The organism is Acrocarpospora catenulata, from assembly GCF_018476525.1.
GTDB lineage: Bacteria > Actinomycetota > Actinomycetes > Streptosporangiales > Streptosporangiaceae > Acrocarpospora > Acrocarpospora catenulata.
In genome coordinates this window covers 1-24,824 of record NZ_JAHCST010000004.1, presented here as the reverse complement: position 1 = coordinate 24,824, position 24,824 = coordinate 1, and the positions used below count along the sequence as shown (strand labels likewise).

Below are 24,824 nucleotides of genomic sequence, written 5' to 3'. Positions count from 1 at the left end.
CAGCGAAGGAGCAACCGATGAACCGCGCTCTGGTGGCGGTCCTCATGGCCCTTTTCCTGGTGGGGATCGGTCCGGGGCCCGCGAGTGGTGCCGATCTGCCCACCGTGAACGGGGCCGGGTCGACGTTCGCGTATCTGGCGATTCAGCAGTGGATCGTGGACGTGCGGCGGCAGGGGCTGTCGATCAACTACCAGCAGGTGGGGTCCACCGCGGGGCGGGATCGCTTCGCCAAGAAGGAGAACGCGGACTTCGCCTCCAGTGACGTGTCCTACCGGTTCCCTGAGGGGCTTGGGACCGAGGCTGTGCCGAACTTTCCGTACACGTACATGCCGCTGGTCGGGGGTGGTACGGCGGTCATGTACAACATCAAGGACAACGCCGGGCAGTCGATCAGCGGGCTGAAGCTGTCGGGGCCGTTGCTGGTGAAGATCTTCACCGCCGCGTACTACAACCAGTACCGGGGCGAGGCGGAGATGTTCTGGGACGATCAGGGGATCAAGGACGAGAACCCGGAGATCGCGGCCCGGCTGCCGCACGCCCCGATCTACCCCGTGGTGCGCAAGGGCGGTTCCGGGACCACGTCGGTGTTCACCGAGTACCTCAGCAAGCAGGACCCGCAGCGGTGGCGTGGCTACATGGAGGGCAGCTGCACCAAGGGCGAGGGCTGCCCCGGGCTGCCGCCCGCCTCGCCGTCGGAGGACTGCCAGAGCAACACCTGCGGCGCGACCGACGAGTGGCCGGAGAACCGGGGCTCCGGCATGGAGTACAAGAGCGGCTCCGACACCGTGGCCATCACCGTGCAGCAGGGGCAGGCGGGCAAGGGCGCCATCGGGTACGCCGAGTACGCCTTCGCCATCCAGGCCGGTCTGTCGGTGGTCAAGCTGAAGAACGCCTCCGGCAACTACGCCGAGCCGACCGCGTGCAGCCAGGCCATCGCGCTGACCGCCGCCCGCCGCAAGAATGACGGCACCTACGACCTGACCGACGTGTACGCGCACACGCATCCCAACGCGTACCCGATCTCCAGCTACAACTACATCATCGTGCCGACCGACGGGTTCGACGCCGCCAAGGGCGAGGTGATCAGCAAGTTCACCCTGCACGCGATCACCGAGGGCCAGAAGAACGTCGACCAGATCGGCTACTCGCAGCTGCCGACCGAGCTCATCAACCAGGGCCTGCAGGCGCTCGCCTCGGTGCCCGGCCATCCCACCCTGCCCGCCAACGGCAACCAGTGGGGTGAGTACTACAAGAGCCTGAGTCTGCCGAACGGCCAGAAGTGCGGCGAGCAAGGCGAGAAGGCGATCGAGGAGAATCCGCCGAACACCAACAACAACAATAATAATAACAACAATAACAACAACAGCGGTAACAACAATAATAACAACAACGGTGGCGGAAATTCGCCGAGTCCCAGCGCCAGCCCGTCGCCGGGGGCGAGCAATAACAACAACAACAGTAATAACAACGGTGGTGGCGGAAACGGGTCCTCGCCCACGCCGTCCGCCTCCAACTCCGGCTCGGGGTCCGGTTCGGGGTCCGGCAACGGCTCCGGGAAGAACAACCAGAACGGCGGCCCCAGCAAATCGAGCGGCGACGGTTCCCCGACCGGGAACGGCGGCGACGGGACCCTCAGCCCGGATGGCACGCCGACCGACCAGAGCACGGGGGACGGCTCCGGAACCGGGACGGTGGTGACCGACCCGAGCGGCACGCCGATCGGCACCCTCTCGCCGGACGGCCAGGTGCTCCCGCTCAACACCACCGGCGGCACCAGCGGCGGCAACGCCAACATCAACCCGCAACTGGCCGGCGGCGCCGCCACCGAGGTCAAGAAGGTGGCCGAGGCCGCCAGCACCCCCTGGACGCTGCTCGCGACCGTGCTCGCCCTGATCGCCGTGGTCTTCGGCCCGGCCCTGGGCGGCACCGTGGCCCGCCTGCGCCGACGCCAACACTGAAAGACACCGGAATCATGAACTTCCGACGGCTGGCCGTCGCCGTCCTGCTGGGCGCATCGGTCCTCGTGATCCCACCGTTCGCGGGGACCGCCGCGGCGGCCCCCGCCGCGCAGATCGCCACCCCGGGGGAGGGGACGCTGTACTCGCGCGCGCCCGTCACCGTCGGCGGCACCGCGACCGGGGCGGTCTCCGTCCGGGTCGGTATTCAGGACCGGGTGGGCAAGCTCTGGTGGCGGCCGGACGGCTGGGGGGAGTACAGCGCGCAGAGCGTGCCGGTCGGCCCGGGCGGGACCTGGAGCTACACCTGGCCGGGCGGTGAGCCGGGCGACTACCTGGTCCAGGCCGTCGCCACGGCGGCCGACGGCGGCACCGACCCCGCGCTGCCGTACCGGCGGTTCACCGTGACCGAGCTGCCCGCCGCCGTCGAGGCGCAGCCGAACGCGGCCATCGCCGAGCCGGCCAAGGACGCCATCGTGTCCCGGGGCCGGGAGGTCGTGCTGCGCGGCCTGGCCGTCGACGACGTGGCGGTCACCGACGTGCGGGTGGCGGTGCGCAACGTCGGCACCCAGCAGTGGTGGCACCCCAACGGCACCTGGGACGCGAACTACGAGGCCCTCCAGGCCACCCCCTTCGCCGGTTCCGGCACCTTCACCTGGACCTTCCGGTGGACCCCGCAGGAGGACGGCCAGTACACCTTCGCGGTCAAGGTCCGGGACGGCTCCGGTGCCACCCGCGACATCAGCCGGACCTTCTTCGCCGACGGCGCCGTACCCGCCACCACCGTCACCACCACCCGCCGGGCCTTCCCCGGCGGCGGGCCGGTGAAATGGGAGGGCGTCGCCGACGACGCGCGGGGCGTCGCCTCGGTCGCGGTGGCCCTGCTCGACCGTGCCACCGGCAAGTGGCTCCGAACCGACGGAACCTGGGGCGCCTACCAGCGGCGTACCGTGACCCTGACCGGTCCGCGGGACGGCGGCAAGGCGCTGGTGGCCAACGGGCAGCAGCTGTTCACCCGTACCGGCTGGACCTGGGCCTGGACGCCGCCCGGCCCCGGCAGCTACCAGGCCGAGTTCACCGCCATCGACGCCGCGGGCCAGGAGGACCCGGCCTACTCCCGGATCCCGTTCACGGTCGGCGAGCCCGATTCGGCGGCGTTCGCCCCGGAGGTCACGATCACCGCGCCGGTGCTCGGCAAGGGGTACGGCGCGGGTACGATCACCTTCACCGGCACGGCGTCCGACGACACCGCGGTCGCCGAGGTCCGGCTCTCCGTCTTCAATCGGGACACCAGCCAGTACTGGCAGCCTGCCACCGGCGCCTGGGGGCCCTTCACCACCTTCCGGGCAACGGGCACGCGTACCTGGTCGGCGACCTGGACCCCGCCCTCGTACGGAAATTTCACCCTTCGTGCTGAAGCCGTGGACGATCGGGGACTGACCACCGTCGCCAGCGTGCCGTTCAGCCGGGGCAGCGGTGCCGGGCCCGGGTACGTCACCCTGCTGGCCAGCCGCTCCCAGCTCGGCGCGGTCGACCAGAACTGCCGGTTCCGGCGCGGTTCCGTGCCGCTCTTCGGCGACCTCGCCGACGACCTGCGCAACCGCGGCATCCCGGTGACGGGCTCCATCGTGGTCCGCTACGCCGACGAGAACTTCTGCGACGCCACCCTGGCCGACTACGCCACCTGGCCGGAGACCGAACGCCTCCGCGACGAGTACGGCTGGAGCTTCGTCAGCCACAGCGCCAACTACCTCAACCTCACTCCGCCGGCCGGGCAACCCCAGCCGTCCCCGGCGACGCTGCGCGCCGAGACCTGCGGTTCCCTCGACGCCTTCGCCGCCCACGGCCACCACCGCGCCTGGGGCCTGTTCCTGTACCCCGGCTACGCGGGCAGCCCGCCCACCACGTCGGTCCAGCTCGACCCGGTGGCCACCTGCTTCGCCTACGGCCGCACCTACGGGTACGGGGTCAACCTGCGCGAACAGGTCGCCTCGCCGTACTTCGTGAGCGTCCTGGGCCTGGCCGGCAACTGGTGCAACGACCCCGCCCTCACCTGCTACCACTGGGTTCCGGTGCTCGGCGCGGCCATCGGCACCCGCTACACCCCGCCGGACCAGCTGGCGGCGATGCTCTCCGGCGTCCCCGGCCAGTGGCGCATCCTGCAGTTCTACAAGCTGCTGCGCGGCAAGCGCCTCGGCGGCACCGGCACCCAGTGGGACTGCACCGGCGCCGACTGGCGCACCCACTGGACCAGCGACGGCGAGTCCTACTGCGCCGCCGACTTCACCACCGCCCTCAACCAGGCCCGCGGCGCCACGTACGCGGACCCGGCTACGGTGGCGACCGCCTGGGGCCGTCGTTAACGCTCCCCGGCCACGCTGAAGGTCAACGCGGCCAGGTCCTTCCGGTTCCGGTAGGGCCTGGCCAGCCCGGGCCGTACCCGATCGAGGTAGGAGTCCGGCGCGGTACGGCCCGGCACGATGCGCGCCCGCCAGCCCGCCGCCTCGGCCGCGGCCAGGTAGTCGTCGGCCCGCAGGCGGTTGGGCACCCCGGGGAAGCTCATCCGCCGGTACGTCCAGTCCGAGTAGCGCAGCAGGTTCAGCGGGTCGCGCGGCCGGATTCCCCGCATGTGCACCATGCCGTCCACGTGATGCACCATCGTCGCCCCGGGCGCCGCCAACTCCGCCAGCCGCGCGAACGTCCCCGGCACGTCCTCGAAATGCTCCAGCGCGGCACTGCTGACCACCACGTCGAACGGCCCGTCCACCCCAGGCATCCCGGGGTAGGCGGTCACGTGATAGCCCAGCCGCCCCAGATCCACCGGCCCGCCCAGCCGCTCACCCAGCGCCTCGTAGTACCGCGCCCCCGCGTCCCCCGCCAGCGGAAAAAGATCCACCGCCGTGTACGACGCGGCCCCCCGAGCCAGAATCACCGCCCCCGTCCCCAGATCGGGCCCCGGCCCCAACTCCAGAACCCGCATCCCCCGCCAACTCCGAACCCCGTCCTCCTCCCAGCGATCGACCACCGCCACCACGTAGTTCACACTCCGCGTGACCTCTTCCGTCGTGTACGGCCTCGGCCGCCGATACCCCGTCCGCCGGTGCCGTACGGCGTTGGCCAGCCCCATCCCCAGCCCGACCACGTACCAGAACCCATTCGGATGCCGCGCGGCCGACAAACTCAACCGACCCGGCCCGATGACCGGAGTCTCCTCAGCGGTACTCATGCTGGATTCCTAGCGAGACCCCGCCAACATCGCCCTTCCCGCCGACGAACAGCGGGAGAACAGCGATGATGGGTCAGACGCGGACGCGGTGTTCGGCGAGATGGGCGAGGACCGCGTGGTTGGCCGCCCAGCCGTCCGGAAACTTGATCGGGACGTTGAGCTGGACGCGGGAGCTCGGCGGATGCTGGTCGAGCAGGTCGGCGATGCCGGCGCGGGCGACCACGACGCAGGCGTGCCGGTGGCGGGAGGTCAGCACGCACAGGCGCCCGGATTCCAGGTGGAAGGCGGTGGCGTCGCGGCGGCCGGAGAGCGGGTGCCAGACGATGGTGACGTCGTACTCACGGCCTTGGAGCCGGTTGGCGGTGTCCACCGTGACGCCCTCGGGCACGCCGGCCGCGCGGACGGCGGTGACCTGGTCGTTGTGGGCGCAGCCGACGGCGACGCGGTGCGGGTCGACGCGGTGCGAGCCCTGCTCGTCGTGGGCGAGGGTGCCGCGTTCGACCACGCGGCGGGCGAGGCCGGCGCACGCCTCGGCCACGTCCGGGTCGGTGCGCACGGTGTAGCGGTTGGGCAGCTCGTGCAGCGCCCAGCCGGTGGCCGCCGCGTGTTCGAGGGTGGCGTCCCACGGGCTGTTCAGGCCGCTGACGGCGAATTCCAGCCGGCGATCGCCGTCGCCCGTGCCGGCGGCGAAGCCACCCGCCGGGTAGAAGGCGCGCGAGACGATCGGAGCGGCGGTGGCGGGCAGGCGCCAGGAGACGGGCAGCTGGTGCACCTTGAGGTCGTTGGTGCGCTGGGTGACCGCGACGGCGCTCTGCAGCGGATCCCAGGCGAGCCCGGTCCACCGTTCGCTGTCGATCACGGAGAACGGGTCGAGCTGGCCGGGGTCGCCGACGAACAGGGCGTGCCCGTCGGCGAACAGCGGCGCCACGGCGAGCAGCTTGTCCGAGCGCATCTGGTAGGCCTCGTCCACGATCGCCCACTCCCAGGTGCGTCCCTTGACGTACGCCCACTTGTCGGCGGTGGCCACGACGACCTGGCACTGCTCGACGGTCTCGATCTTGTTGTGCGCGATCACGTTGGCGTGGCGGGTGACGCGGGGCGGCGGCTGGAAGCCTTCGGCGTGCAGGCGGCCGATGGCCAGCCCGGGGGACTTGCCGGCCAGCTTGTCGACGAGGTCGTCGACCTGCTCGTTGGTCTGGGCGACGATCATCAGCCGTTCCCCGGCCCGCGCGAGCTCCGTGGTGGTGGCGGCGACCAGGGTGGTCTTGCCCGCCCCCGGCGGGGAGTCGACGACCAGGCCGCGGTGGCTTCCGCTGGAGTAGTCGGCGAGGATGCCGGCGGTGGCGGCCCCCGCCTGCTGCTGCGGTGTCACGACCAGACCTCCTGCGCGTCCTCGTCGGTCGGCACGTACTCGGCGGGGGGCCCGCCGTGGGTCCACGGGGTGTCGGCGAGGTCGGGCAGCGACGGATGGCGGTGACCCTCGGGGTCGAGGTCGGCGTAGCAGATGATCTCCCCCACGCCCGGCAGGGTGGTGCCCTTGCCCAGACCGCCGTTCAGCTGCAGCACCGCGACATCGCCCTCGACGGACTCCAGATGGGCCTTCTGCTTGGGCCGGGCCGGTGACAACAGCCGCGTCCCCGGGGAAAGCCGGACCGAGTCGTCGGTCCGTACGCTGACGAGCGGCCGCAGGACCGCCCGCTTCCCACCCGGTGGTGTGATCTTCCGGTCGGCTTCGACCGCGATGACCCGGCCGGCGAAGGCGACGCCCGCGGCCCGGTAGTCGGCCATCACCAGCGGATCGTCGAAGGCGCGATTGGCCTCGTAGCTCTGCTGGGCGGCCTCCAGCGTGGCCAGCCGCCGCGCCGCCGCGACCGCGCTGTCCAGGCGGCCCTGCGGCAGACCTCCGTCGGTGAGCCACCTCTGGTGCCAGGCCAGCGCGGCGCGGTCGCGTTCCCAGCGGGCGGCGACGCTGGCCCCCTCCGGCAGGGGACGGAGCAGGTCGACGGCCTGCCACATGTCGTTCCAGGTGGGTTCGAGCTGCTCGTGCAGCGCCTCCCGGAGTTGGGCGGTGACGCCGTATCCGCCGATCAGGGGCTGCAACACGGCGTGGTCGAAGCCGGGGTCGGTGTCGGGACCGGCCGGCGGCGACCGCAGCGGATCCTCGGCCTGTACCGCGGCCTCGGCGCCCGTCAATCCGTGCGGTGGATCGATCCACGCGAGCTGCGTGGAAAGCTTCGCGTCCTCGGCGGCGCTTTGACCGGTCACCCAGTGCTCGCTGAGCAGGCCGGTCATGGCGAGCAGCATCGCCGAGTCGGCGAACTCGCTGCGATCGTGCAGGAAGGTCAGCCACCGGCCGAGCAACGGCACGCGCGGCGGGACCGCGTGCGGGCCCTCGATCTTGCGGAACCGGGTGGACCGGCCGAGCAGGCGGGTGAAGGCGACCCCGGCCGGGTTGGGGACCAGGATCTGCGGCGCGTCCAGGCACCGCTCGTACGGGGTCCTGGTGTCAGACATTTCCACCTGGGTGGTGAATCGCTCGATATAAGAAACCACCACCTCGGCGAGCTCGGCCATGAAGGCGAAGCGCTCATCCCGGTTCCGGGGATTGGTGACCACCAGCAGGTGCGGGTGGGCCCGGTCGTCGCCGACCATCGCGGCGAGCGGGGCCGCCGCCTCCCCGGCCAACCGCAGCGGGACGAACACCAGTGGCGCGTCCGCGAGATGGACGTGGCGCACGGTCGTGGCACGCTGGGCCCGGCCGTCGCGCACCGCCGCCACCTTCAGGTAGGAGCGCAGAAGACTCATGCGACCGCCTCGTCATGGAGCCGCCGCAGGTACTGGAGCCGGGTGGCGATCGCGTCCTGCTCGGGTGAGCAGACGGGGTCGCCGGAGATGAGGTGGATCGCCGTGTCGATGGACTCGAGACCGCCGAGGTCGTCGCGGACGGTCCGGCCGAGGGCCTCCAGCGAGCCGCACGCCCGTGCCTCCGCGCGGCAGAAGTAGGCCATTTCGCAGACGGCCAGGCACTCGGGAGCGTACCGGGCCTCAAGGGCCGAGACGGCTGCGGCGAGTTCGGCGGCCGGGCGGGTCGGCGTCTTTCCCTCCATCCGCAGGTCGAGGCTGAGGCCCGGGGGCAGCTCATCGAGGATGTCGTCGATCCGGGACAGGCGCTCCAGCTGTCGGCGGAGCACCTCCAGCGGGTGGCGCACGTCGACGAGGGCCGCCGTGGGGAAGTTCATGAAGTCCTTGGGGCAGATCAGGACCACGTCGTGGGCCACCCGGGCCGGGTCGAGGCCGAGCGAACTGAACAGCTCGCGCAGCGCGTGCACGTACACGGCGGCCTCGCGGGCGGCAGCGGACACCTTGGGGGTGTCGGCCTGCCCGTCCACCACGGCGAAGGTTTTGATCGCCACCACGTGGAACTGGCGGCCCACCTGGAAGGCGATGACGTCGGGCTCCAGGTAGACGTCGTAGCCCGCCACGTTGAGCTTGAGCAGGGGGTCGTCGAACAGCGTCGCCGCGTGCTCCGGCTGCTCGGCCGCCGACCGCAGCACCGTTCTGGTGTGGCGGTGCCGCACTGCCCGTCCGTTGTCGTCGGCGGCGTCCTCGACGTTGTGGTACCCGGCCTCCTCGACGGAGAGATGCAGCAGCTCACGCAGCAGCCGCAGGATGTGCGCGCCGCCGTGCGCTTTGACGATCGCCTTGAACTGTTCCTGGCGGGCCAGCGCGAACGGCGACTGACCGAACTGGTGCGGGTAGCCGAGATGCTGGATGGTGCTGCCCTTGTCGATGCCGGCGGCGTCCAGGATGGCGCGGCGTTGACAGGCCGGATTCGCGGCCAGCGCGGCGATACTGCGCGCATTGTGGTCCACGGGCTTACTCGGCCCGCGCAGGGCATCGAGCCGGTTTGGCCCGCGCCAGGTGTCGAGCCCGCTCATGCGCTCCTCGCCGCTGTGGTGTCGAGCCTGCTTGGCCCGCGTGGGGTGTCGAGCCTGCTCATTTGCTTTTCACCGCTGTGGTGTCGAGCCTGCTTGACTCGCGTGGGGTGTCGAGCTTGCTCATTTGCTTTTCACCGCTGTGGTGTCGAGCCTGCTTGACTCGCGTGGGGTGTCGAGCTTGCTCATTTGCTCCTCACCGCCGTGGTGTTGAGCCCGCTCATGCGCTCCTCGCCGCCGTTCGCAGGCCCGCGCCGAACAGCTGCTTGACCTCCGGCAACTGCTCGGCCGCGCGCTGGGCGGCCTCCGCGCGCTGCCGCCGGTCCTTCTCCTGGTGCACGTCGAGCTCGGCCCGGGCGGCGGCGGCGACGGCCGCCGGATCGGCCGGCCCGTAGCCCTCTGTCGCGCCGGGGACGTTCTGCGCCAACTGCGTGAGCAGGCGCAGCGCGACGGCCGAAGGCTCGATCCGCCGCACGTGGTCGGCGATCCGGATCGTGGCGAGGAGAAAGTCCACCCGGGGGCTGAGCGGCCCGATCATCCGCTGCGGCAGCGGCCAGGTGCTGACGGCGAGCAGACCGCGCACGGGGGAGAGCCGCTCGGTGGTCAGGGCCGCGCACAGGTAGTAGGGCCGGGCGTTGGGGGAGGCCCGAAACGACTTCTCCTCGTCCCGGCGCAGGCTGGTGAGTTGGGTGTTGCTCAGCAGCCCCGCGAAGAACGCCTCGTCCACGGTGACGATGAGCTTGGCGGCCGACGGCGTGCCGAGCAGGGTCAGGACTTGGTGGACATGTTCCCGCACCGGGGGCCGGCGCAGCGTCGGCGGCTCAAGGATCTCCTCCCAGCGTCGCTCGACTTCGCGAAGCTCGGCCCGGAGCGACCGCACTCGGACGTGGTCGTTCGCGGCTGCCGCGGCGCGTATCTGACGCCGCAGCGTCAACATCCGCTCCTCCAGCCCATCCATGTTCACGTTTCGGCAGCCTACCAACAGCCCCACGGTAAGCCAAGCTATTCCACTTGCATCCACTATTTTCCACTGTTACGTTCTGACGTGACTCACGTGGCCTGAGTGACGGCCATCGTGACCTTCCGCGCACGGCCTCGTCCGTATGCCTGCCTGCCCTCCTGACCGCGAGTAGGAGCCCCGCCATGACCAGAGCCAGAACCCGAGACCTGACCATCTACCGGCTCACCGGCATCCCACCCACGCCGTACGGGATGCTGACCGCCCTGGACCTCGACAGACTCACCGCCCTGCGGGCCACTCCGGTGGAGTTGACCGTCGCCGGAGCGCCCGCGCTGTGGGTCGCCGGCCACCACGACGTACCGTTGGCGGGTTGGTGCGAGGACGCCTCGACGACCACCGGCCTGGCCGTCACCTACGACGAGCGCCGCTCCTTCGGGCTGCTCATGCTGGTCGTCGACGGTCAGGTCTACGCGATCGGGTACGGCCAGGGCCACTGGCTCATCCCCGACGACTGCAAGGACCACGGGTTCGGCATCCGCTTCGCCGTGCGCCGCCTCGATCCCGAGTACGTCCAGGACGTGGCCCGGCGGCGCATCGGCGCCCGTGGCCGCAGCGACCTGACCCTCGTCCCTTCTGGGCTACCGATCTGGGCCCTCGGCATCGAGGAGCAGGCCGAAGTGATCCGCCGCATGGGCGGCCGCTCACGGGAACTGAAGGTCACCTTCTCCGCCGCCGACGACCGCCCGGTCCGCCTGGAGGCAGGCGTCGGGCTCACCATGCGCTTCGGCGTACGGCCCGACCACCTCGTCGCCGACATCCGCGAGATCGCCCGCGTCTGCGCGGAGGACCCGCCGCATCCGTCGCTGGAATTCGTCGACCACATCCGCCCCGTCATGGACAGCGCCCGCACCCGCCGCCTGGACGCCGCCCTCGACGACGCACTCGGCCGCACCGACGACCCGATCGACCTGGTCTGCGCCGTGCCCGCCGACTGCCTCCCCGGGTACGCCCAGGCCTGCCGATTCGACGTGAAAATCGGCACCGCGTGCCAGCGCCTCACCGAGTTCGACGCCGACCACATCCGCCTCCGCGCCCGCCTCCAGAGCCCCGGCCGGCGGGTGGAGGCCCTGCGCAAGGGCAAAGTCAAGATGTACCGCGACCCCGAAGGCACCCTTGAGGTCGGCGGCTCGGCGGCCATCAAATGGCTGGAGGTCGTGCTCACCCTCGACGGCCGCCGCTACTTCCTCCTCGACGGCGACTGGTACGAGATCGACGCCGGCTACCTGGACACCAAGCTGACCGAGATCATTCCCCTCTTCGTCCCACGTCCCTCGGTCGACCTCCCACTCGTCCACCCCGGCCAGGACGAGCAGTCCTACAACACCTACGTCTCAGACGTCCGCGACGGCTACCTGTGCCTGGACCGCCACCTCATCCGCACCACCTTCCACACCGGAAACGGCTTCGAAGCCTGCGACATCCTCGCCCCCGACAACACCCTCATCCACGTCAAGTTCGCCCGCAGCGCCAGCACCCTCAGCCACCTCTTCCACCAGGGCGTCGCCTCCGCCCAAGCCCTCCTCCACTCCGACGAGGCCCTCAACCGCTTCCGCTCCCTCGTCCAGTCAGCCACCCACGGCCGCCGCAAAGTCCCCCCAACCTTCCGCCCTCACAAAGTCATCTACGCGATCCACCTCAAAACCGGCGCACTCCTCACCCCTGATTCCCTGTTCCCCCTGGCCCGCGTCGCCCTCGCCAACGCCGCCCGCTTACTGAAGACGTACGGCATCGAGGTCGAAGTGATAGGCATCAGAGCCACGAACAGCGCCCGTGCCGCGCACACCATCGGCCAGAGCTTCAAGGGCGACTGGTAACTGGGAGGACCACGACAGCCCCCGGCAGGGCCGCATCCGGACCAAAGGTCACGCGGACTGCTGATGCTCGACCTAATCACCACTCAATCGCGGCAAGGCTCCCCACCTGCCAACCCAATTCGGTGGTTGTCCCTGGCCGTGCCTATTTCGGGGGACGTGGTGGCCGACCGGTCCCGGCGGCTGGGTCCGTGACAGAAGGTTGAAGAGGGCGGGGAGTTCCACGGCAACCAGTTCTTCCGTGCGGGTGGCGGTAAGCAGCCGCCCCGGCGGGAGCCGGGTCTGACGGGAAGTCAGCAAAGGGCTGGGTGGGTCCATGGCAGTCAATCTCCCTGTGGGAGCGGTGGAACCACTGGTCGTAAGGGAGTGGGAGTTCCGCGGTGTGGATACTTCGTGGTCTTCACCGTTGTTGGCGGGGTTGTTGTTGTGGTGTTCAGCTGGGGTTCGCTGCGTTTCGCGATGATCGGCCGCCCTGTGTTCTTTGGATGGGCGGGGTATTAGCCCAGATCCCGACGAAAATGGAGTGTTGGCTGTGAGAAGGCTGCCGGTCGTCGGGGCCGTGTTGGCGGCTGTCGCTGTGGCGATGGTGGTTTCCACCACAGCGGAGTTGCCCGGGAACGCGTTGCTCTCGGATCCCGAGGTCGATGTCGTCATCGTGCCCACCCCGGAGCAGCCGTCCCCGCCCACTCCGGCCCCCCAGCCGAAACCGAAACCCCAGCCCCAGTCCCAGGCCTTGGTCTACGTCCGCCCTAATGGACTGGCAAAGGTCACCGCAGGAACACCCGCCGGCGTAGCGATCTGGCGCCACCCCACCGACCGCCGCAAGAGCGTCGTCCTGGGAGCAGCCGAGGATGGCGGCATCGCCGCGTACAACCTGGCAGGCCGCCGTTTCCTCCGCCTTCAGGGCCCAGAATCCCGCCTGACCGGCGTCGACATCCACTACCGCTTCCGCTTCGACCCGCAATGGACCAACGACATCGCAGTGGTCAGCGACGGCGCGACCGGCAGACTACGCGCCCTGGCCTTCCGCCCAGTGGCCGCCAGCTACGGCCAACCCCTCGTCCAGGAGGTCACAGCCCCGGACGCCCCGACCATCTTCCCCGACGGATCCCCACGCGACGTGACAGTCTGGCAGGACCCCACCGGCGTCTACGCCGTCGTGGCCCAGGAGTCCGCAACCCGCCTGGCACTGGTCCGCCTAACCCCCGCAACGGACAGAAAGGTCGCCTTCGAGGTCATCCGCACCATCGACCTCCCCACCGACTTCGTCACCCACGACCTGACCCCGTGGACCCCCTGCGGCCCCACCCCCATCGCGGGCCTGACGTCCGACGCATCAGCCGTGTTCATCTCCCAGCGAGGCGTCGGCATCTGGCGCATCAACCCCGACCTGACCGGCGAACCCACCCTCATCGATGTCGTCGCCCAATTCGGCGCCCCACCCAACCCCGACGGCACCTGCGGCATGGGCGAGGGCAGCGACCGCCTCAACGACGTGGGCGCCCTCGCGCTCTACCGAGCCCCCGGCACCACCGGCTACCTGATCGCCGCCACCCCAGGCGACGGCCGCTTCGCCGTCTACACCCGCCAGCCCATCGCGTACGCGGGCCGCTTCCGCATCGCCTCCGTCCCAGCCACAGGCAGCCTGGCGATCACCAACCTCTCCCTGGGTTCCCCGTACGCCAAGGGCATGCTGGCCGCCCGGACAACAGGCAACTCCTTCGCCCTGATCCGCTGGGACGAACTGGCCCGCCACGCGGGCCTGATCGTCAACACCAGAAGCTGACGGGCCCAGCTACCGAACGGGAGTCACGGCGTCCTGCTGACCACGTGCCCAGCGGCCTCCGCCAACTCGGCGAACCGTACGGCGTCGCGGACCGCTGCACCGGTCGCGTCATTGTTGAAGTAGACGTAGACCTCATCCAGATCCCCCACCCGGCGCACCCACGACCGCAGCGCGGTGTCGCCATACGACGGGTAGTGCGCCGACCCACCCTCATGGAGCCGCAGGTAACCCCAGTCAGCGGTACGCCACAGAGGCGTCAGAGGCCGCCCCAGCCGATCACTCCAGCAGAGCGCGGCCCCATGCTTGGCCAGCACTTCCTCCGTCTCATCCGACCACCAGGAGGCATGCCGCGGCTCAACAGCAATCCGTACCCCATCGGGGAAACAGCCCAGACATTCGGCCAGCAACCCCGGATCGGCCTGCATGGTCGGCGGCAACTGCACCAGAACAGGCCCAAGCTTGCCCCCCAGCCCAGCCGCGGCCCCCATCAACCGCCCAACCGGCTCAGCAGGTTCCCTGAGCTTCCGCACATGCGTCAGATACCGGCTGGCCTTGATCGCCATCACGAAGTCGTCAGGCGTACGATCCCGCCAGCTCTCAAACGTCTCCCTGGCCGGCAGCCGGTAAAAGGTCCCGTTGTTCTCCACCGTCTGGAAGCACTCGCCATACCGCTCCAGCCACCGCTTCTGCGCGCAGCCGGGCGGATAAAGCACCCCCCGCCAGTCGTCGTACTGCCAGCCTGACGTGCCGACGAACATGTTCCCAGCCTATCCCCGCGACCCAGCGCGCCGGATATGACCACAGCCAAGAACCGCGGCTGACCAAAGCCGCCGTCGCTGGTCGCACCATGGACATCACATGGTCAACCACACGCCCGTATGACATGTTCGCCAATGACGATCACAGTGCGAGCCAAGGAGCGGTGGGTGTCGTGGCAGAGACCGAGCCTTCGAAACGACGGGTGCGGTGGATCGTGGTCGCGGCGCTCGTCACCGTGCTCGCACTGGTGGCGGTCGCGGTCCTGGCGACCTCCGGTTTGATCAACGCCCGTTTCCAGACGATCTCACTGGAGGGCAGCAGCGGTTCGAGCGACAGCGCCACCCGAACTGTCTCCATCCGGTTCGGCGTCAGAAACGAGGCCTGGACGTCCATCACCATTGTGGACGCCGGCCGGAGCAGCTCCTTCATGCGATTACTCAGGATCGAGGGCACCCGCCCACCCATCACCCTGCGCCCCGGCGACACAGCAGACCTCGAGTTCGTCTACGAGGTCACCGACTGCAACAACATTCCCGGCGACAAATGGCCGATCCCGCTACAGGTGGAGCGGCCTTGGGGCACCCAGACCGTCTACGTCGATCCTCCGCTCCAGGACCCGGATCCTTTCAACGGCTCCGTACCGGACGAGGACAGCGGCATCACCTGGGAGTGGCAGGGCGCCAGGGCAAGCTACGTCTGCGAGTGGTAACCCTGCGCTTGACGTGATCGAAGGTGGCGCTTCTTCATATTCTCAATAGCGCCACTTCTCGCAGTGGCGATGCCTCGTCGGCTCCGGTTCCTCGCCCTGCAGCAAAGTCAGTCGCACGCGCTGCCGGGCCTTCCGCTCAGCGATGTTCGTGTCTTCGCCAATGCCCTGGTAGGACCCGCCCACGTCGTGTCTGTAGCGGCGGCCGTCCTGCTCCTGAATGCGTAACGGCATCGTGTTATCGGTCCGGCTCACATCAGAATTCTGGCAGTCGCTCAGATGTGCCCCAAGCTGGCGACGTGCCTGCCCACGGTTCGTGCTTCTGGACAGGTGCATGTAAGAGGCATTGTGCCCTACCACTCCTTACGGCTAGGCTTTGGCGTCATTAGTGAAAGTTCGCTTGGCTCCTTACCGGAGGGGTGCATGGCGGAGCACGCCGACCGGGCAAGGTCCACGCTGCGTGAGCTCTTCTCGCTTGCCGTGCCCGCGCTTGGCGTCCTGACCGCCGAGCCGCTCTACCTGCTCGTGGACACGGCCGTGGTCGGCCATCTCGGCGCGGTGCCGCTGGCCGCGTTCTCGGTCGCTTCCATCGTGCTGGCGCAGATCGCCACTCAGATGACGTTCCTGTCCTCCGGCACGACCGCACGTACGGCCCGGCTGCACGGCGGCGGACGGCGGGCCGACGCCGTCGCCGTGGGCGTGCAGGCGACCTGGCTCGGCCTGCTCGTGGGCCTGGTGTTGGTCATAGCCGGGCAGTTGCTCGCCGCCCCGATCGCCCGGGCGCTGGCCGGTGACGAGCAGGTCGCCGCCAGCGCGGTGGAATGGCTGCGAATCGCCCTGCTCGGCGCCCCGATGATCCTGATCGCCATGGCAGGCAACGGTTGGATGCGCGGTGTGCAGGACATGTGGCGGCCGTTGCGCTTCATGCTCATCGGCAACGGAATCTCCGCAGTGCTCTGCCCGGTCCTGGTGTACGGGCTCGGCTGGGGCCTCAGCGGGTCGGCCGTCGCCAACGTGGTCGCGCAGTTGGTCGCCGCGGGCCTGTTCGTACGGGCACTACTGGTCGAGAAGGTGCCGCTCGCGCCGGCCCCGGCCGCCATCCGTGCCCAGCTCGGCCTGGCCCGCGACCTGGTACTGCTCGGGCTCGCCTTCCAGGCGTGCTGGGTGTCGGCGACCGTTGTGGCCGCCCACACCTCCGCCCCCGTGGCCGGGGCCCACCAAGTGGTGTTCCGGCTCTGGATGTTCCTGGCCTACGTACTGGACGCGCTGGCCATCGCGGCCCAGGCACTGGTCGGGGCGGCACTCGGTGCGAACGACGGGGAGCGGGCGCGCCGCCTGGCCTGGCAGGTGACCGGCTGCGGCCTCGTCTTCGGTGCGCTACTCGGCGCGGTGTTCGCGGCGCTGGCCGGCGTCCTGCCGTACGCGTTCACCACCGATGCGGTGGTGCTCGCGGAGATACCCGGCGCATGGTGGTTCTTCGTCGCGCTACAGCCGATCGGCGGTGTCGTGTTCGCCCTGGACGGCGTGCTGCTGGGCGCCGGGGACGCGGCGTACATGCGCTCGGCGACCCTGTGCGCGGCCACGCTGGGCTTCCTGCCGGTGGTGTGGGCGTCCCTCAAGTTCGACTGGGGACTCGTAGGGATTTGGTCGGGATTATCGGCCTTCCTAATGATTCGCCTGATCGCAGTCCTGGCCAGACTGCGTTCCGGCCGCTGGGCGGTACTCGGCACCCTTCGATAATCTGCTCACAAAGCTCAGGGAGGACATCAGCACCCGGACCGCAGAAGCTTCAAAGCGGCGACAGGCGACGTTGCTATCAATGAGGATCAAAACACCCCAAGACGAACATCGTCCCAGGGCGTTTTAGCAGGTCAATTGTGGGTGGCCAGGGGCGGGGTCGAACCGCCGACCTACCGCTTTTCAGGCGGTGCAATCGCACTAGCCGGGGTCTGGTTACCCAGGTCAGCGGGTTCTGGACGACTGTCTGAGTGTGCCATCGGCGGCCGATGTTGCTGTCATCCCGCCCATGTCACGTTGAAAATCGTGATCAGCTTTTGGGTCTCGTCGACCTTGAAATACATGATCCCGGCACCGCCGAACGTCGTCTGTCGATACTCCGTCTCGCCCGGGTACAGGTATCGCGCGTCCCACGGCTCCTCCAGAAGATCGGCAGTCCTGGAGAGCAAGGCGTCGAATGCCTGGCTCGGAAGCCCCTTCATCTGCTCAAGCGCTGCCGGATGGAGTTCGACCCGGTAGCTCACTGGCGGGCGGCCCAGCCCGGAAAGGCGTCGTCCATCGAGACGAATCCCTCCCGCCGGCCATCACGCACGTCCTGCTCAGCACGGTCGAAGTCCGGGTTGGATACAGCGATCGCGTGGAGCCGCCACCGGTGCAGAACTTCCCGGAGCTGCTTGAATCGCCACACCTCATGCGCCGCGTCCAGCGCCGCGTGATACTCACTCATGAACTGCTCATGCCACTTCGCGGGCAGGGCGCGCAAGATCTCGGCCGGATCATCTCTAGTGGTGTGCAGTGGCTCCGCAGTCATAGCTTCGAGGCTACCTGGTGGAGCCCAGCCACAACCCCGCTTCGCTTGAGTCTCCAAACAGCATGCGGTGAGCAGATCTGAGGGTTGCGTCCACGGATATCAAAACGCCCCAAGACGAACATCGTCTCAGGGCGTTTTACCAGGTCAATCACGAGTGGTCAGGGGCGGGGTCGAACCGCCGACCTACCGCTTTTCAGGCGGTCGCTCGTACCAACTGAGCTACCTGACCTCGACGACTGGCGTCGGAGCGGTCCTGACGGGACTTGAACCCGCGACCTCCACCTTGACAGGGTGGCGAGCACTCCAAACTGCTCTACAGGACCTCTATGTCCGGAAGCTAGGCTTCCGTGTTGTTCTGCTCGTTTAGCTTACCAGTTCCGGGGAGGTCTTCGACCTGCCCTTTCCCTGCCAAGCCCGTGCCCCCAACGGGATTCGAACCCGTGCCGCCGCCTTGAAAGGGCGGTGTCCTAGGCCGCTAGACGATGGGGGCTCAGAGATTTCTCCCTGTCCATGCCGTCTTCCGTCGGAGACCTCTGAAGCATAGGGGACGCGAGCCCTCCATGCCAAAGCGATTGGCGACGGGGTGTCAGAGACCGTTCCCGAGGGACTCGGGGCGTTCGCTGGCTCCGGGAAAATTGTACGACCTGGGTCCCCCTCGATATGACGCTCACACTGGATCCACTGCTCCCCGATACCTCCCACAGTGATGTCGTCCCAGGCCTGCAGCCGATGGGTGTCCTTGCTGAAGTACAGAACAGAGGCCTGGTACGGCGTCGGCTCGTCGTGTTCGAGCCCGCGCAGCCCAGCCGCCCCGGTCGACCCCTGGACGAGGATCCGGGTCCCGGTGGGCAGCAACTCGGTCTGCCGCGCGTGGGTGTGACCTGCCAGGACGAGCGCCACAGAACCGCTGAAACCCCGCCCGACGGTCGGATCGTGCACGGCGACGATGTCGGCGGGGATCGTGTCGGGCCCCGAGGTGGAGGAACTCCGCGGCCATTCGGGAGGCGCCAGCCGTACCGCGTGGGTTTTGCCAAGTTCGGTGAGTTTGGCGGGGTCCGAATCGTCTGTCACGGATTTGTCCGGGGTGAAGCGTGGGTCGCCCACGCCATAGATGCGCAGGCCCTTGACCTCGGCCCAGGTGCCGTCCAGGACGATCGCGTTCTTCTGGCGGGCGACCGCGCGCTGGGTCTCGCGGGAGTCGTGGTTGCCCCGCACGTACACGTACGGCACGCCCAGCTGGCCGATCTCCTCCACGAACTTGTTCTCGGCGGCGGTGCCGTGGTCGCTGATGTCCCCGGTGTCGATGATCATATTGATCTTGAACTGCTCGGTGAGGGCCCGGATCACGTTCCACGCGCCGAGGTTGATGTGCAGGTCGGAGACGTGCAGCACGCGGATCGTGTCGGGGTCGGGGTCGTAGATCGGCAGAGTGGAGCCGGCTTCGTACAGGCGGGAGACGTTGGTCACGAGTTTGGCCAGCTGGCCGCGGTACTCGGAGAACTTCGTCACGATCGACTGGGCGTTGCCGACCAACGAGGGGACACCGGTCAGCAAACCGGTGTATCTCGGTTCGGAGACCGAACTCGGGTTGAAGGTCAGCGCGGAGGAGACACCGAGCGCGATGACGGCCACCAGCGCGCCGGCGCCGGTCCAGAGCGACCGCGAGACGCGCCGGAAGACGATCAGCCCGGTCACCAGGCCGCCGACGAACGCGCAGATCAGGGCACGGATCACCAGCTCGCGCAGGCCCGCGACCAGATCGTTCTCGATGGTCTGGGGGAGGCGGTCGGCCCAGCGCGGGTTCTCCAGGATCTGCTGGGCGGCGTCGGGATGCACCGCCTCGATGCTCAGGCCGAGCCGTACCGGGCCGTGGTGGCTGTCGAATCGGAGCGTTCCCAGGGGCCGGACGTCGACCACCGTCTCGCCGCTCCAGGACGGCTGCAGGGTCATCCCGATCTCCGCGGGGCCGACGGGCGTCTGCACGGACGCGCCGAAGGCCAGCCCCAGCCACGCGCCGGCCAGGGCGACCGCGACGATCGTCAGGACCCGCGCCGTGCGGCCTCTGGCGAAGCCGGCGGCGGTCTCCTTCAGTTTCGAGAGCTTCACGTCCTTCATGTCTACCCGAAAATGACGGGCAAGTAGATTTGGCATTGTGATCGAGGTCTCGCGGAACAGGTTCGAGGAGCTCGTGGCCGAAGCGCTGGACACGATCCCGCCCGAACTGGCAAAAGTCATGGACAATGTGGTCGTCGTGGTCGTCGACGACCCGCCGGAGGAGGGACTCCTCGGTCTTTACACCGGCATACCCCTCACCGAACGCGGAGACTGGTACTCCGGCGTACTCCCCGATCGCATCGAGATCTACCGCAATCCGACATTGGAGATATGTGACACCGAGGAGGATGTGGTAGCCGAGGTGCAGATCACCGTGGTTCACGAGATCGCGCACCATTTTGGGATCGACGATCACCGACTCCATGAACTCGGATGGTAGTCGCAGGGTTGCAATTCGCGAGCGAGGTAGGCACTGTAGGTGACATACTGAACACGGTCTGTCAGGTGCAGTCCTGCAAGCTCAGCGGAGAGAGATGGCGGCTACCAAGCCCGACCGGCTGCCGGGCAAACACCGCCGTCCGCCCGAACGCCAAGCGACCTACGGCGAGGTCATCGCGATCCCGGAATTCCGGGCATTGTGGCTCGGCCAGGGCATGTCACTTCTCGGCGACCAACTCGCCCAGGTCGCGCTGGCCGTCCTGGTCTACAACCGCACCCAGTCGCCGCTGGCCACCGCCGCCGTCTACGCGCTGACCTACCTGCCGCCGATCATCGGCGGCCCGCTGCTGGCCGGGCTGGCCGACCGGTTCCCCCGCCGTCGCGTGATGCTGCTCTGCGACCTGATCCGGGCCGGTCTGGTCGCCATCATGGCCGTGCCCGGCGTCCCGTTCCCGGTGCTCTGCGTACTGGTCTTCCTGGTCGTCCTGCTCAGCGCGCCGTTCTCGGCCGCGCGGGCCGCGCTCCTCCCGGAAATCCTGGAAGGGGATCGGTACGTTGTGGGCTCGGCCATACAGAACATGACGAACCAGGCCGTCCAGATGCTCGGCTTCGCCGCGGGAGGCGCGGTGATCGCGGGCCTGGGGCCGTACCGGGCGCTGGCTCTGGACTGCGCGACATTCCTGGCATCCGGCCTCATCCTGCTCGCGGGGGTACGGCGCCGCCCGGCCCCCACCCGCTCCGAGGGGAACCTCCCCTCGATGTGGACCATGACCCGGGCCGGTGCCCGCCTGGTCTTCGGCGACCGTCGCCTGCGGACGCTGGTCCTCTTCGCCTGGCTATGCGGTTTCTATGTGCTCCCCGAGGGCCTCGCGGTGCCGTACGCGGTGGAGCTGAAGGACGCCCGCATTCCGGTGCCGGTGATCAGCGGTCTGCTGATGGCGGCGATGCCAACCGGAACCGTGCTCGGAGCCTTCCTTTTCAGCAGATTTGTCACACCATCGGGACGGCTTCGCGCGATGGGGTGGATGTCCATGCTCACCTGCGCGCCGTTGATCCTCTGCGCGATGCGGCCACCGCTGGAGGTCGTGCTCATCCTGTGGGTGTTGTCGGGGGTGGGTGGGGCCTATCAGCTCGCGGCCAATGCCGCCTTCGTGCAGTGCGTGCCGTCGACCCAGCGGGGGCAGGCGTTCGGGCTGGTCCAGTCCGGCCTGCTGGCCGCGCAGGGGGTGGGCATCCTGATCGGGGGCGCGCTCGCCCAGGAACTCGGTCCGGAGCCAGTGGTCGCCCTGGCCGGAGGGGCGGGGCTGACCGTGGCGGCCGTGCTGGCCATGGCCTGGACCGAGTCCCGTTCAGAGATCATCGCCAAGGTTCGTGCCGCCTGATCTTGCTGGTTCAGACGGCCGGCTTGTCGTTCTTGGGCTGCTGCGCGTAGGGGTGGTGGGCGTAGGGGTCGCTGGTCGGCCGCGGGTACTGGTAGGAGTTGCCGCCCTGGTGGTTGGTGGCCTTCGCCCAGCCCTTCTCGGCCTTGGACTTGGCGTCCAGCCAGACCGGGTTGTCCTTGTTCTTGTCGATCAGGTCCTGGACGATCGACGCGTTGCGGTCATCGGCCGGAATCAGGAGCCAGGCCACGGCGTAGATGCCGACGCCCAGGCCGCCGAAGAGCGACGCGATCGCCAGACCGACCCGGAGGATGTTGGGGTCGATCCCCACGTACTCCCCGACGCCGGAGCAAACCCCGGCGATGACTTTGCCGTTCCTGGTACGGCGGAGCTGCTTGACTGAACCGTTGGTCATCATCTCGTTCATAAGTAAAGCGTGCCCTTTCCGCGGACATCAGCACATCGGGATTCCCCCTGGTCCGACCCCGACGACCCCCGGATACCCTGACCCCATGGACCTTCTGAACCTGGACGACCAGCTCACCCCCGACCAGCGTCTGGTCAGGGACACGGCTCAGGGTTTCGTCGGTGAACATGTCCTCCCCAATGTCGCCGAATGGTTCGAAGAAGGCACCTTCCCCGCCGCCGAACTCGCTCCCGCCCTGGGCTCACTCGGCATGCTCGGCATGCATCTGTCCGGGTACGGCTGCGCGGGGGTGGACGCGATCTCGTACGGAGTGGCCTGCCGCGAACTCGAAGCCGGCGACTCCGGTCTGCGGTCCTTCGTCTCGGTTCAGGGCTCCCTCGCCATGTTCCCCATCTGGAAATACGGCTCGGCGGAGCAGAAAACCGAATGGCTGCCCCGGCTCGCCGCAGGGGAGGCGATCGGCTGCTTCGGCCTCACCGAACCCGACCAGGGGTCCGACCCGGCCGGCATGCGTACCCACGCGAAGCAGGACCCGTCCGGCGACTGGCTGCTCAACGGCGCCAAGATGTGGATCACCAACGGTTCCATCGCCGACGTGGCCGTGGTGTGGGCCCAGACCGATTCCGGCATCCGGGGCTTCGTCGTACCAACCGACGCTCCGGGGTTCACCGCCCCTGAGATCCACCGAAAGCTCTCCCTTAGGGCATCGGTCACCTCATCGCTCTATTTCGATGACGTACGGCTGCCGGCGGATGCCGTACTTCCTGGAGTCACCGGCTTGAAGGGCCCCCTCTCCTGCCTCTCCGAAGCCCGATACGGCATCCTCTGGGGCGTCGTGGGCGCGGGCCGAGCCTGCCTGGAAGCCGCCCTCGACTACGCGAAGACCCGCGTCCAGTTCGGCAAGCCCATCGGAGCCTTCCAGCTCACCCAGGAAAAACTCGCCTGGATGGCAGTCGGCCTCGGCCAGGCCGGCCTCACCGCCCTCCACCTCGGCCACCTCAAGGACGCAGGCCGACTCACCCCCCGTCAGGTCAGCTTCGGCAAGCTAGCCAACGTCCGGACATCTCTCGACATCGCCCGCCAGGCCCGCTCCATCCTCGGCGCCAACGGCGTGACCTTGGAATATCCCGTCATCCGCCACATGAACAACCTGGAATCCGTCCTCACCTACGAAGGCACCCAGGAGATCCACACCCTGGTCCTCGGCGAGGCACTGACGGGTCTACCCGCGTACCGCTAGCCCCTACCGGTACCCTGATCACAGGGAAAGCCGGTCGCCGTACTCCGGCCAACGGCTGTACCCTGCAACAGGGGTGCTAGCTCAACGGCAGAGCTCCGGACTTTTAATCCGTAGGTTCAGGGTTCGAATCCCTGGCGCCCCACCACCTTTGCCCCAATTTGACCTGCCGATTCCTCCCGATTTGGGGTCTCGTTGCCGAGGCGAGATCACAAGACGTTGCTCGCTGGTTGCTCATGGGCACGACGTGGGCATACGGTCGGCCGATCCTGGTCGGCAAAATGCCCGGATTGCCGGTTCGTGATCGGGCTACCGAGGCCCCGGAAGGGGTTTGGGTCGGGCTTTCCCCATGCGGTGGTCAAGAATCGTGGGTCGTAGAAGTTGGCCGGGAGTCTCCGCCTCCGAGCCTTCCAGCAGATGCTTGGCCAGAGTCGCGACCATCGGCTCCACGTCGCGGAGAATCGGACTCCTCGCTCGGGCGACCGGCCCTCCCGATCAAGTTCGAAGACCCAGAATCGTCCGGCTCAGCATCGTGAGGTGATGGTGTCAGCCGCCCGCAGGGAGATCTTTGCCGTAAGGGTGTCGAACGCCGACGCCTGCGGGTCGGATATCAGGGTCGCAAACGGCTCCGATCGCCCTTTCCGTAGCTCGTCAAGCAGGTGTTTCCCGATACTGCGGTTGCGATTTGCAGCGGCCACATTCAACTCGATGACTGTCAGTGTCGATGCCGTCGCGACAAAGCTTGGGATGCTTCGGCGGACCCTCCCCACCACCGGCCTGGAGGAAACGTGAATCCGAGGGTGAACCCAACAAGGTGGTCGTCTTCCGAAGCATCTTTGCAGGTAAGTTCCCTGGTAGAGCTGGTCGAGATCATCGACAGGCTCCGGTCGGCGCCGCTCAGAGGCCCACCAGGACGCTGTGGATGTGATCGTCGAGGTCTGCAACGAAGGGCTCCATACGCCTGTACCGCTTCAAAACTCATCGCATAGGGCTTGAGCTGGGAGTTCTCCAGGGCCCCGGCGTATCGATGATCTGAGCTGATCTGAGGGATTTGCTCATAGCGAGAACAGCACCAGCATTCGGTGTGGGACGTAGGCGTGGCGGCGACGGGCATGAGCGATGTTGGCGATGCCTTTCTGCCGGAACGCGCCGATGACGAGGTTTCGTATGGCGGCCATCACGTGCGGGAGCTGGCCGGTTCTGGCCTGGTTGGCGTCCTCGCGGAAGGTGACGTCCCGGACCCAGTGCCCGCGGTTTTCCACGCCCCAATGCAGCCGCACGTACCGGTTGAGGTGAGCGGGACCGGCCAGGTCCTCCGGCAGGCTGGTGACACCGAACACGACTTCCTTACTGGCGCGGGCGCCGTCCAGACCGCCGCGATAACGGACAATGCGGAGCACCTGGGCGGCGCCGGGAAAGTCGATCCCGTCGGCGGAAGCCGTCCGCAGGACGCGCGTCTCGGTCCGTCCATGACCACGATCAACGGTGGTGTCGGTTCGCGCGGCGAACATCGCATCGGTTCCCGTCAGCGCGTGCGCCAC

Annotated in this window: 20 protein-coding genes, 5 tRNA genes and 1 pseudogene; 10 read left to right on the top strand and 16 right to left on the bottom strand. The window is 68.4% G+C overall.

The window, feature by feature from the left end; translation table 11 throughout:
• The first annotated feature begins 17 nt into the window (after positions 1–17).
• Complete coding sequence (locus KIP79_RS05335; protein WP_214103531.1) at positions 18–1,958, top strand: phosphate ABC transporter substrate-binding protein PstS; 1,941 nt, start codon at positions 18–20, stop codon at positions 1,956–1,958.
• 14 nt (positions 1,959–1,972) lie between these two features.
• Complete coding sequence (locus KIP79_RS48900; protein ID WP_214103530.1) at positions 1,973–4,318, top strand: Ig-like domain-containing protein; 2,346 nt, start codon at positions 1,973–1,975, stop codon at positions 4,316–4,318.
• On the opposite strand, the gene KIP79_RS05325 is transcribed toward KIP79_RS48900, so the two are convergent.
• The 5 genes from KIP79_RS05325 to KIP79_RS05305 form a co-directional block, all read right to left on the bottom strand.
• Positions 4,315–5,181: a class I SAM-dependent methyltransferase gene (locus tag KIP79_RS05325; RefSeq protein WP_214103529.1), complete on the bottom strand. Its 867-nt coding sequence runs from the start codon at positions 5,179–5,181 to the stop codon at positions 4,315–4,317. The two genes, KIP79_RS48900 and KIP79_RS05325, sit on opposite strands and share 4 nt — an antisense overlap.
• A 73-nt stretch (positions 5,182–5,254) precedes the next feature.
• Complete coding sequence (locus KIP79_RS05320; protein WP_308169578.1) at positions 5,255–6,553, bottom strand: AAA family ATPase; 1,299 nt, start codon at positions 6,551–6,553, stop codon at positions 5,255–5,257.
• Entirely contained in the window at positions 6,550–7,986 is a 1,437-nt protein-coding gene (locus KIP79_RS05315) for a hypothetical protein (RefSeq protein ID WP_214103528.1), read from the bottom strand. The genes KIP79_RS05320 and KIP79_RS05315 overlap by 4 nt, the downstream gene beginning before the upstream one ends.
• Entirely contained in the window at positions 7,983–9,119 is a 1,137-nt protein-coding gene (locus KIP79_RS05310; RefSeq protein WP_214103527.1) for a hypothetical protein, read from the bottom strand. The genes KIP79_RS05315 and KIP79_RS05310 overlap by 4 nt, the downstream gene beginning before the upstream one ends.
• Before the next feature lie 217 nt (positions 9,120–9,336).
• Positions 9,337–10,074, bottom strand: coding sequence for a hypothetical protein (locus KIP79_RS05305; RefSeq protein ID WP_214103748.1), 738 nt, complete (start codon positions 10,072–10,074; stop codon positions 9,337–9,339).
• A gap of 185 nt (positions 10,075–10,259) precedes the next feature.
• On the opposite strand from KIP79_RS05305, the gene KIP79_RS05300 reads away from it, so the two are divergent.
• Positions 10,260–11,951 (top strand): DUF6119 family protein, encoded by a 1,692-nt coding sequence (locus KIP79_RS05300; RefSeq protein ID WP_214103526.1) that lies wholly within the window; start codon positions 10,260–10,262, stop codon positions 11,949–11,951.
• 529 nt (positions 11,952–12,480) lie between these two features.
• Positions 12,481–13,734, top strand: coding sequence for a phytase (locus KIP79_RS05295; protein ID WP_214103525.1), 1,254 nt, complete (start codon positions 12,481–12,483; stop codon positions 13,732–13,734).
• Positions 13,735–13,757: 23 nt separating this feature from the next.
• Here the strand turns inward: KIP79_RS05295 and KIP79_RS05290 are convergent, their stop codons facing one another.
• Positions 13,758–14,492 (bottom strand): DUF72 domain-containing protein, encoded by a 735-nt coding sequence (locus tag KIP79_RS05290; RefSeq protein ID WP_214103524.1) that lies wholly within the window; start codon positions 14,490–14,492, stop codon positions 13,758–13,760.
• Between the two features lie 173 nt (positions 14,493–14,665).
• Here KIP79_RS05290 and KIP79_RS05285 point away from each other — a divergent pair, with 173 nt between their 5' ends.
• Positions 14,666–15,202 carry a hypothetical protein gene (locus tag KIP79_RS05285; protein WP_214103523.1) on the top strand — a complete coding sequence of 179 codons (537 nt, stop codon included), beginning with the start codon at positions 14,666–14,668 and terminating at the stop codon, positions 15,200–15,202.
• 42 nt (positions 15,203–15,244) lie between these two features.
• On the opposite strand, the gene KIP79_RS05280 is transcribed toward KIP79_RS05285, so the two are convergent.
• Entirely contained in the window at positions 15,245–15,454 is a 210-nt protein-coding gene (locus tag KIP79_RS05280; protein WP_214103522.1) for a hypothetical protein, read from the bottom strand.
• Between the two features lie 168 nt (positions 15,455–15,622).
• Between KIP79_RS05280 and KIP79_RS05275 the strand changes: the two genes are divergently transcribed.
• The gene (locus tag KIP79_RS05275) at positions 15,623–16,939 is read left to right on the top strand and encodes an MATE family efflux transporter (RefSeq protein WP_214103521.1); all 1,317 of its coding nucleotides are present in this window, start codon (positions 15,623–15,625) and stop codon (positions 16,937–16,939) included.
• Positions 16,940–17,081: 142 nt separating this feature from the next.
• Here the strand turns inward: KIP79_RS05275 and KIP79_RS05270 are convergent.
• From KIP79_RS05270 to KIP79_RS05240, 7 genes and pseudogenes are all read right to left on the bottom strand, one after another.
• Positions 17,082–17,143: transfer RNA gene (locus KIP79_RS05270), tRNA-Ser, on the bottom strand.
• Between the two features lie 71 nt (positions 17,144–17,214).
• Entirely contained in the window at positions 17,215–17,460 is a 246-nt protein-coding gene (locus KIP79_RS05265; RefSeq protein WP_214103520.1) for a hypothetical protein, read from the bottom strand.
• Complete coding sequence (locus KIP79_RS05260) at positions 17,457–17,747, bottom strand: DUF6247 family protein (RefSeq protein ID WP_214103519.1); 291 nt, start codon at positions 17,745–17,747, stop codon at positions 17,457–17,459. Before KIP79_RS05260 ends, KIP79_RS05265 begins: the two co-directional genes overlap by 4 nt.
• 155 nt (positions 17,748–17,902) lie before the next feature.
• Positions 17,903–17,976, bottom strand: a tRNA-Phe gene (locus KIP79_RS05255).
• 19 nt (positions 17,977–17,995) lie between these two features.
• Positions 17,996–18,070: transfer RNA gene (locus KIP79_RS05250), tRNA-Asp, on the bottom strand.
• 94 nt (positions 18,071–18,164) lie between these two features.
• Positions 18,165–18,237, bottom strand: a tRNA-Glu gene (locus KIP79_RS05245).
• 437 nt (positions 18,238–18,674) lie between these two features.
• Positions 18,675–19,697 (bottom strand): annotated as a pseudogene (locus KIP79_RS05240) (metallophosphoesterase family protein); the annotation flags it as partial.
• Positions 19,698–19,899: 202 nt separating this feature from the next.
• On the opposite strand from KIP79_RS05240, the gene KIP79_RS05235 reads away from it, so the two are divergent.
• Positions 19,900–20,241 (top strand): metallopeptidase family protein, encoded by a 342-nt coding sequence (locus KIP79_RS05235; protein ID WP_214103518.1) that lies wholly within the window; start codon positions 19,900–19,902, stop codon positions 20,239–20,241.
• Between the two features lie 94 nt (positions 20,242–20,335).
• On the top strand, positions 20,336–21,622 hold the full coding sequence (locus KIP79_RS05230; protein ID WP_214103517.1) for an MFS transporter: 1,287 nt from the start codon (positions 20,336–20,338) through the stop codon (positions 21,620–21,622).
• Between the two features lie 10 nt (positions 21,623–21,632).
• Here KIP79_RS05230 and KIP79_RS05225 read toward each other — a convergent pair whose 3' ends face one another.
• Positions 21,633–22,046: a PspC domain-containing protein gene (locus tag KIP79_RS05225; RefSeq protein ID WP_214103516.1), complete on the bottom strand. Its 414-nt coding sequence runs from the start codon at positions 22,044–22,046 to the stop codon at positions 21,633–21,635.
• An 85-nt stretch (positions 22,047–22,131) separates the two neighbouring features.
• Between KIP79_RS05225 and KIP79_RS05220 the strand changes: the two genes are divergently transcribed.
• Both KIP79_RS05220 and KIP79_RS05215 read left to right on the top strand, forming a co-directional pair.
• Positions 22,132–23,286 carry an acyl-CoA dehydrogenase family protein gene (locus tag KIP79_RS05220; protein WP_214103515.1) on the top strand — a complete coding sequence of 385 codons (1,155 nt, stop codon included), beginning with the start codon at positions 22,132–22,134 and terminating at the stop codon, positions 23,284–23,286.
• A gap of 70 nt (positions 23,287–23,356) precedes the next feature.
• A tRNA-Lys gene (locus KIP79_RS05215) sits at positions 23,357–23,431 on the top strand.
• A gap of 907 nt (positions 23,432–24,338) precedes the next feature.
• Here KIP79_RS05215 and KIP79_RS05210 read toward each other — a convergent pair.
• Positions 24,339–24,824 (bottom strand): ISAs1 family transposase (locus tag KIP79_RS05210; RefSeq protein ID WP_214103514.1); only part of this gene is annotated, 486 nt, incomplete at its 5' end.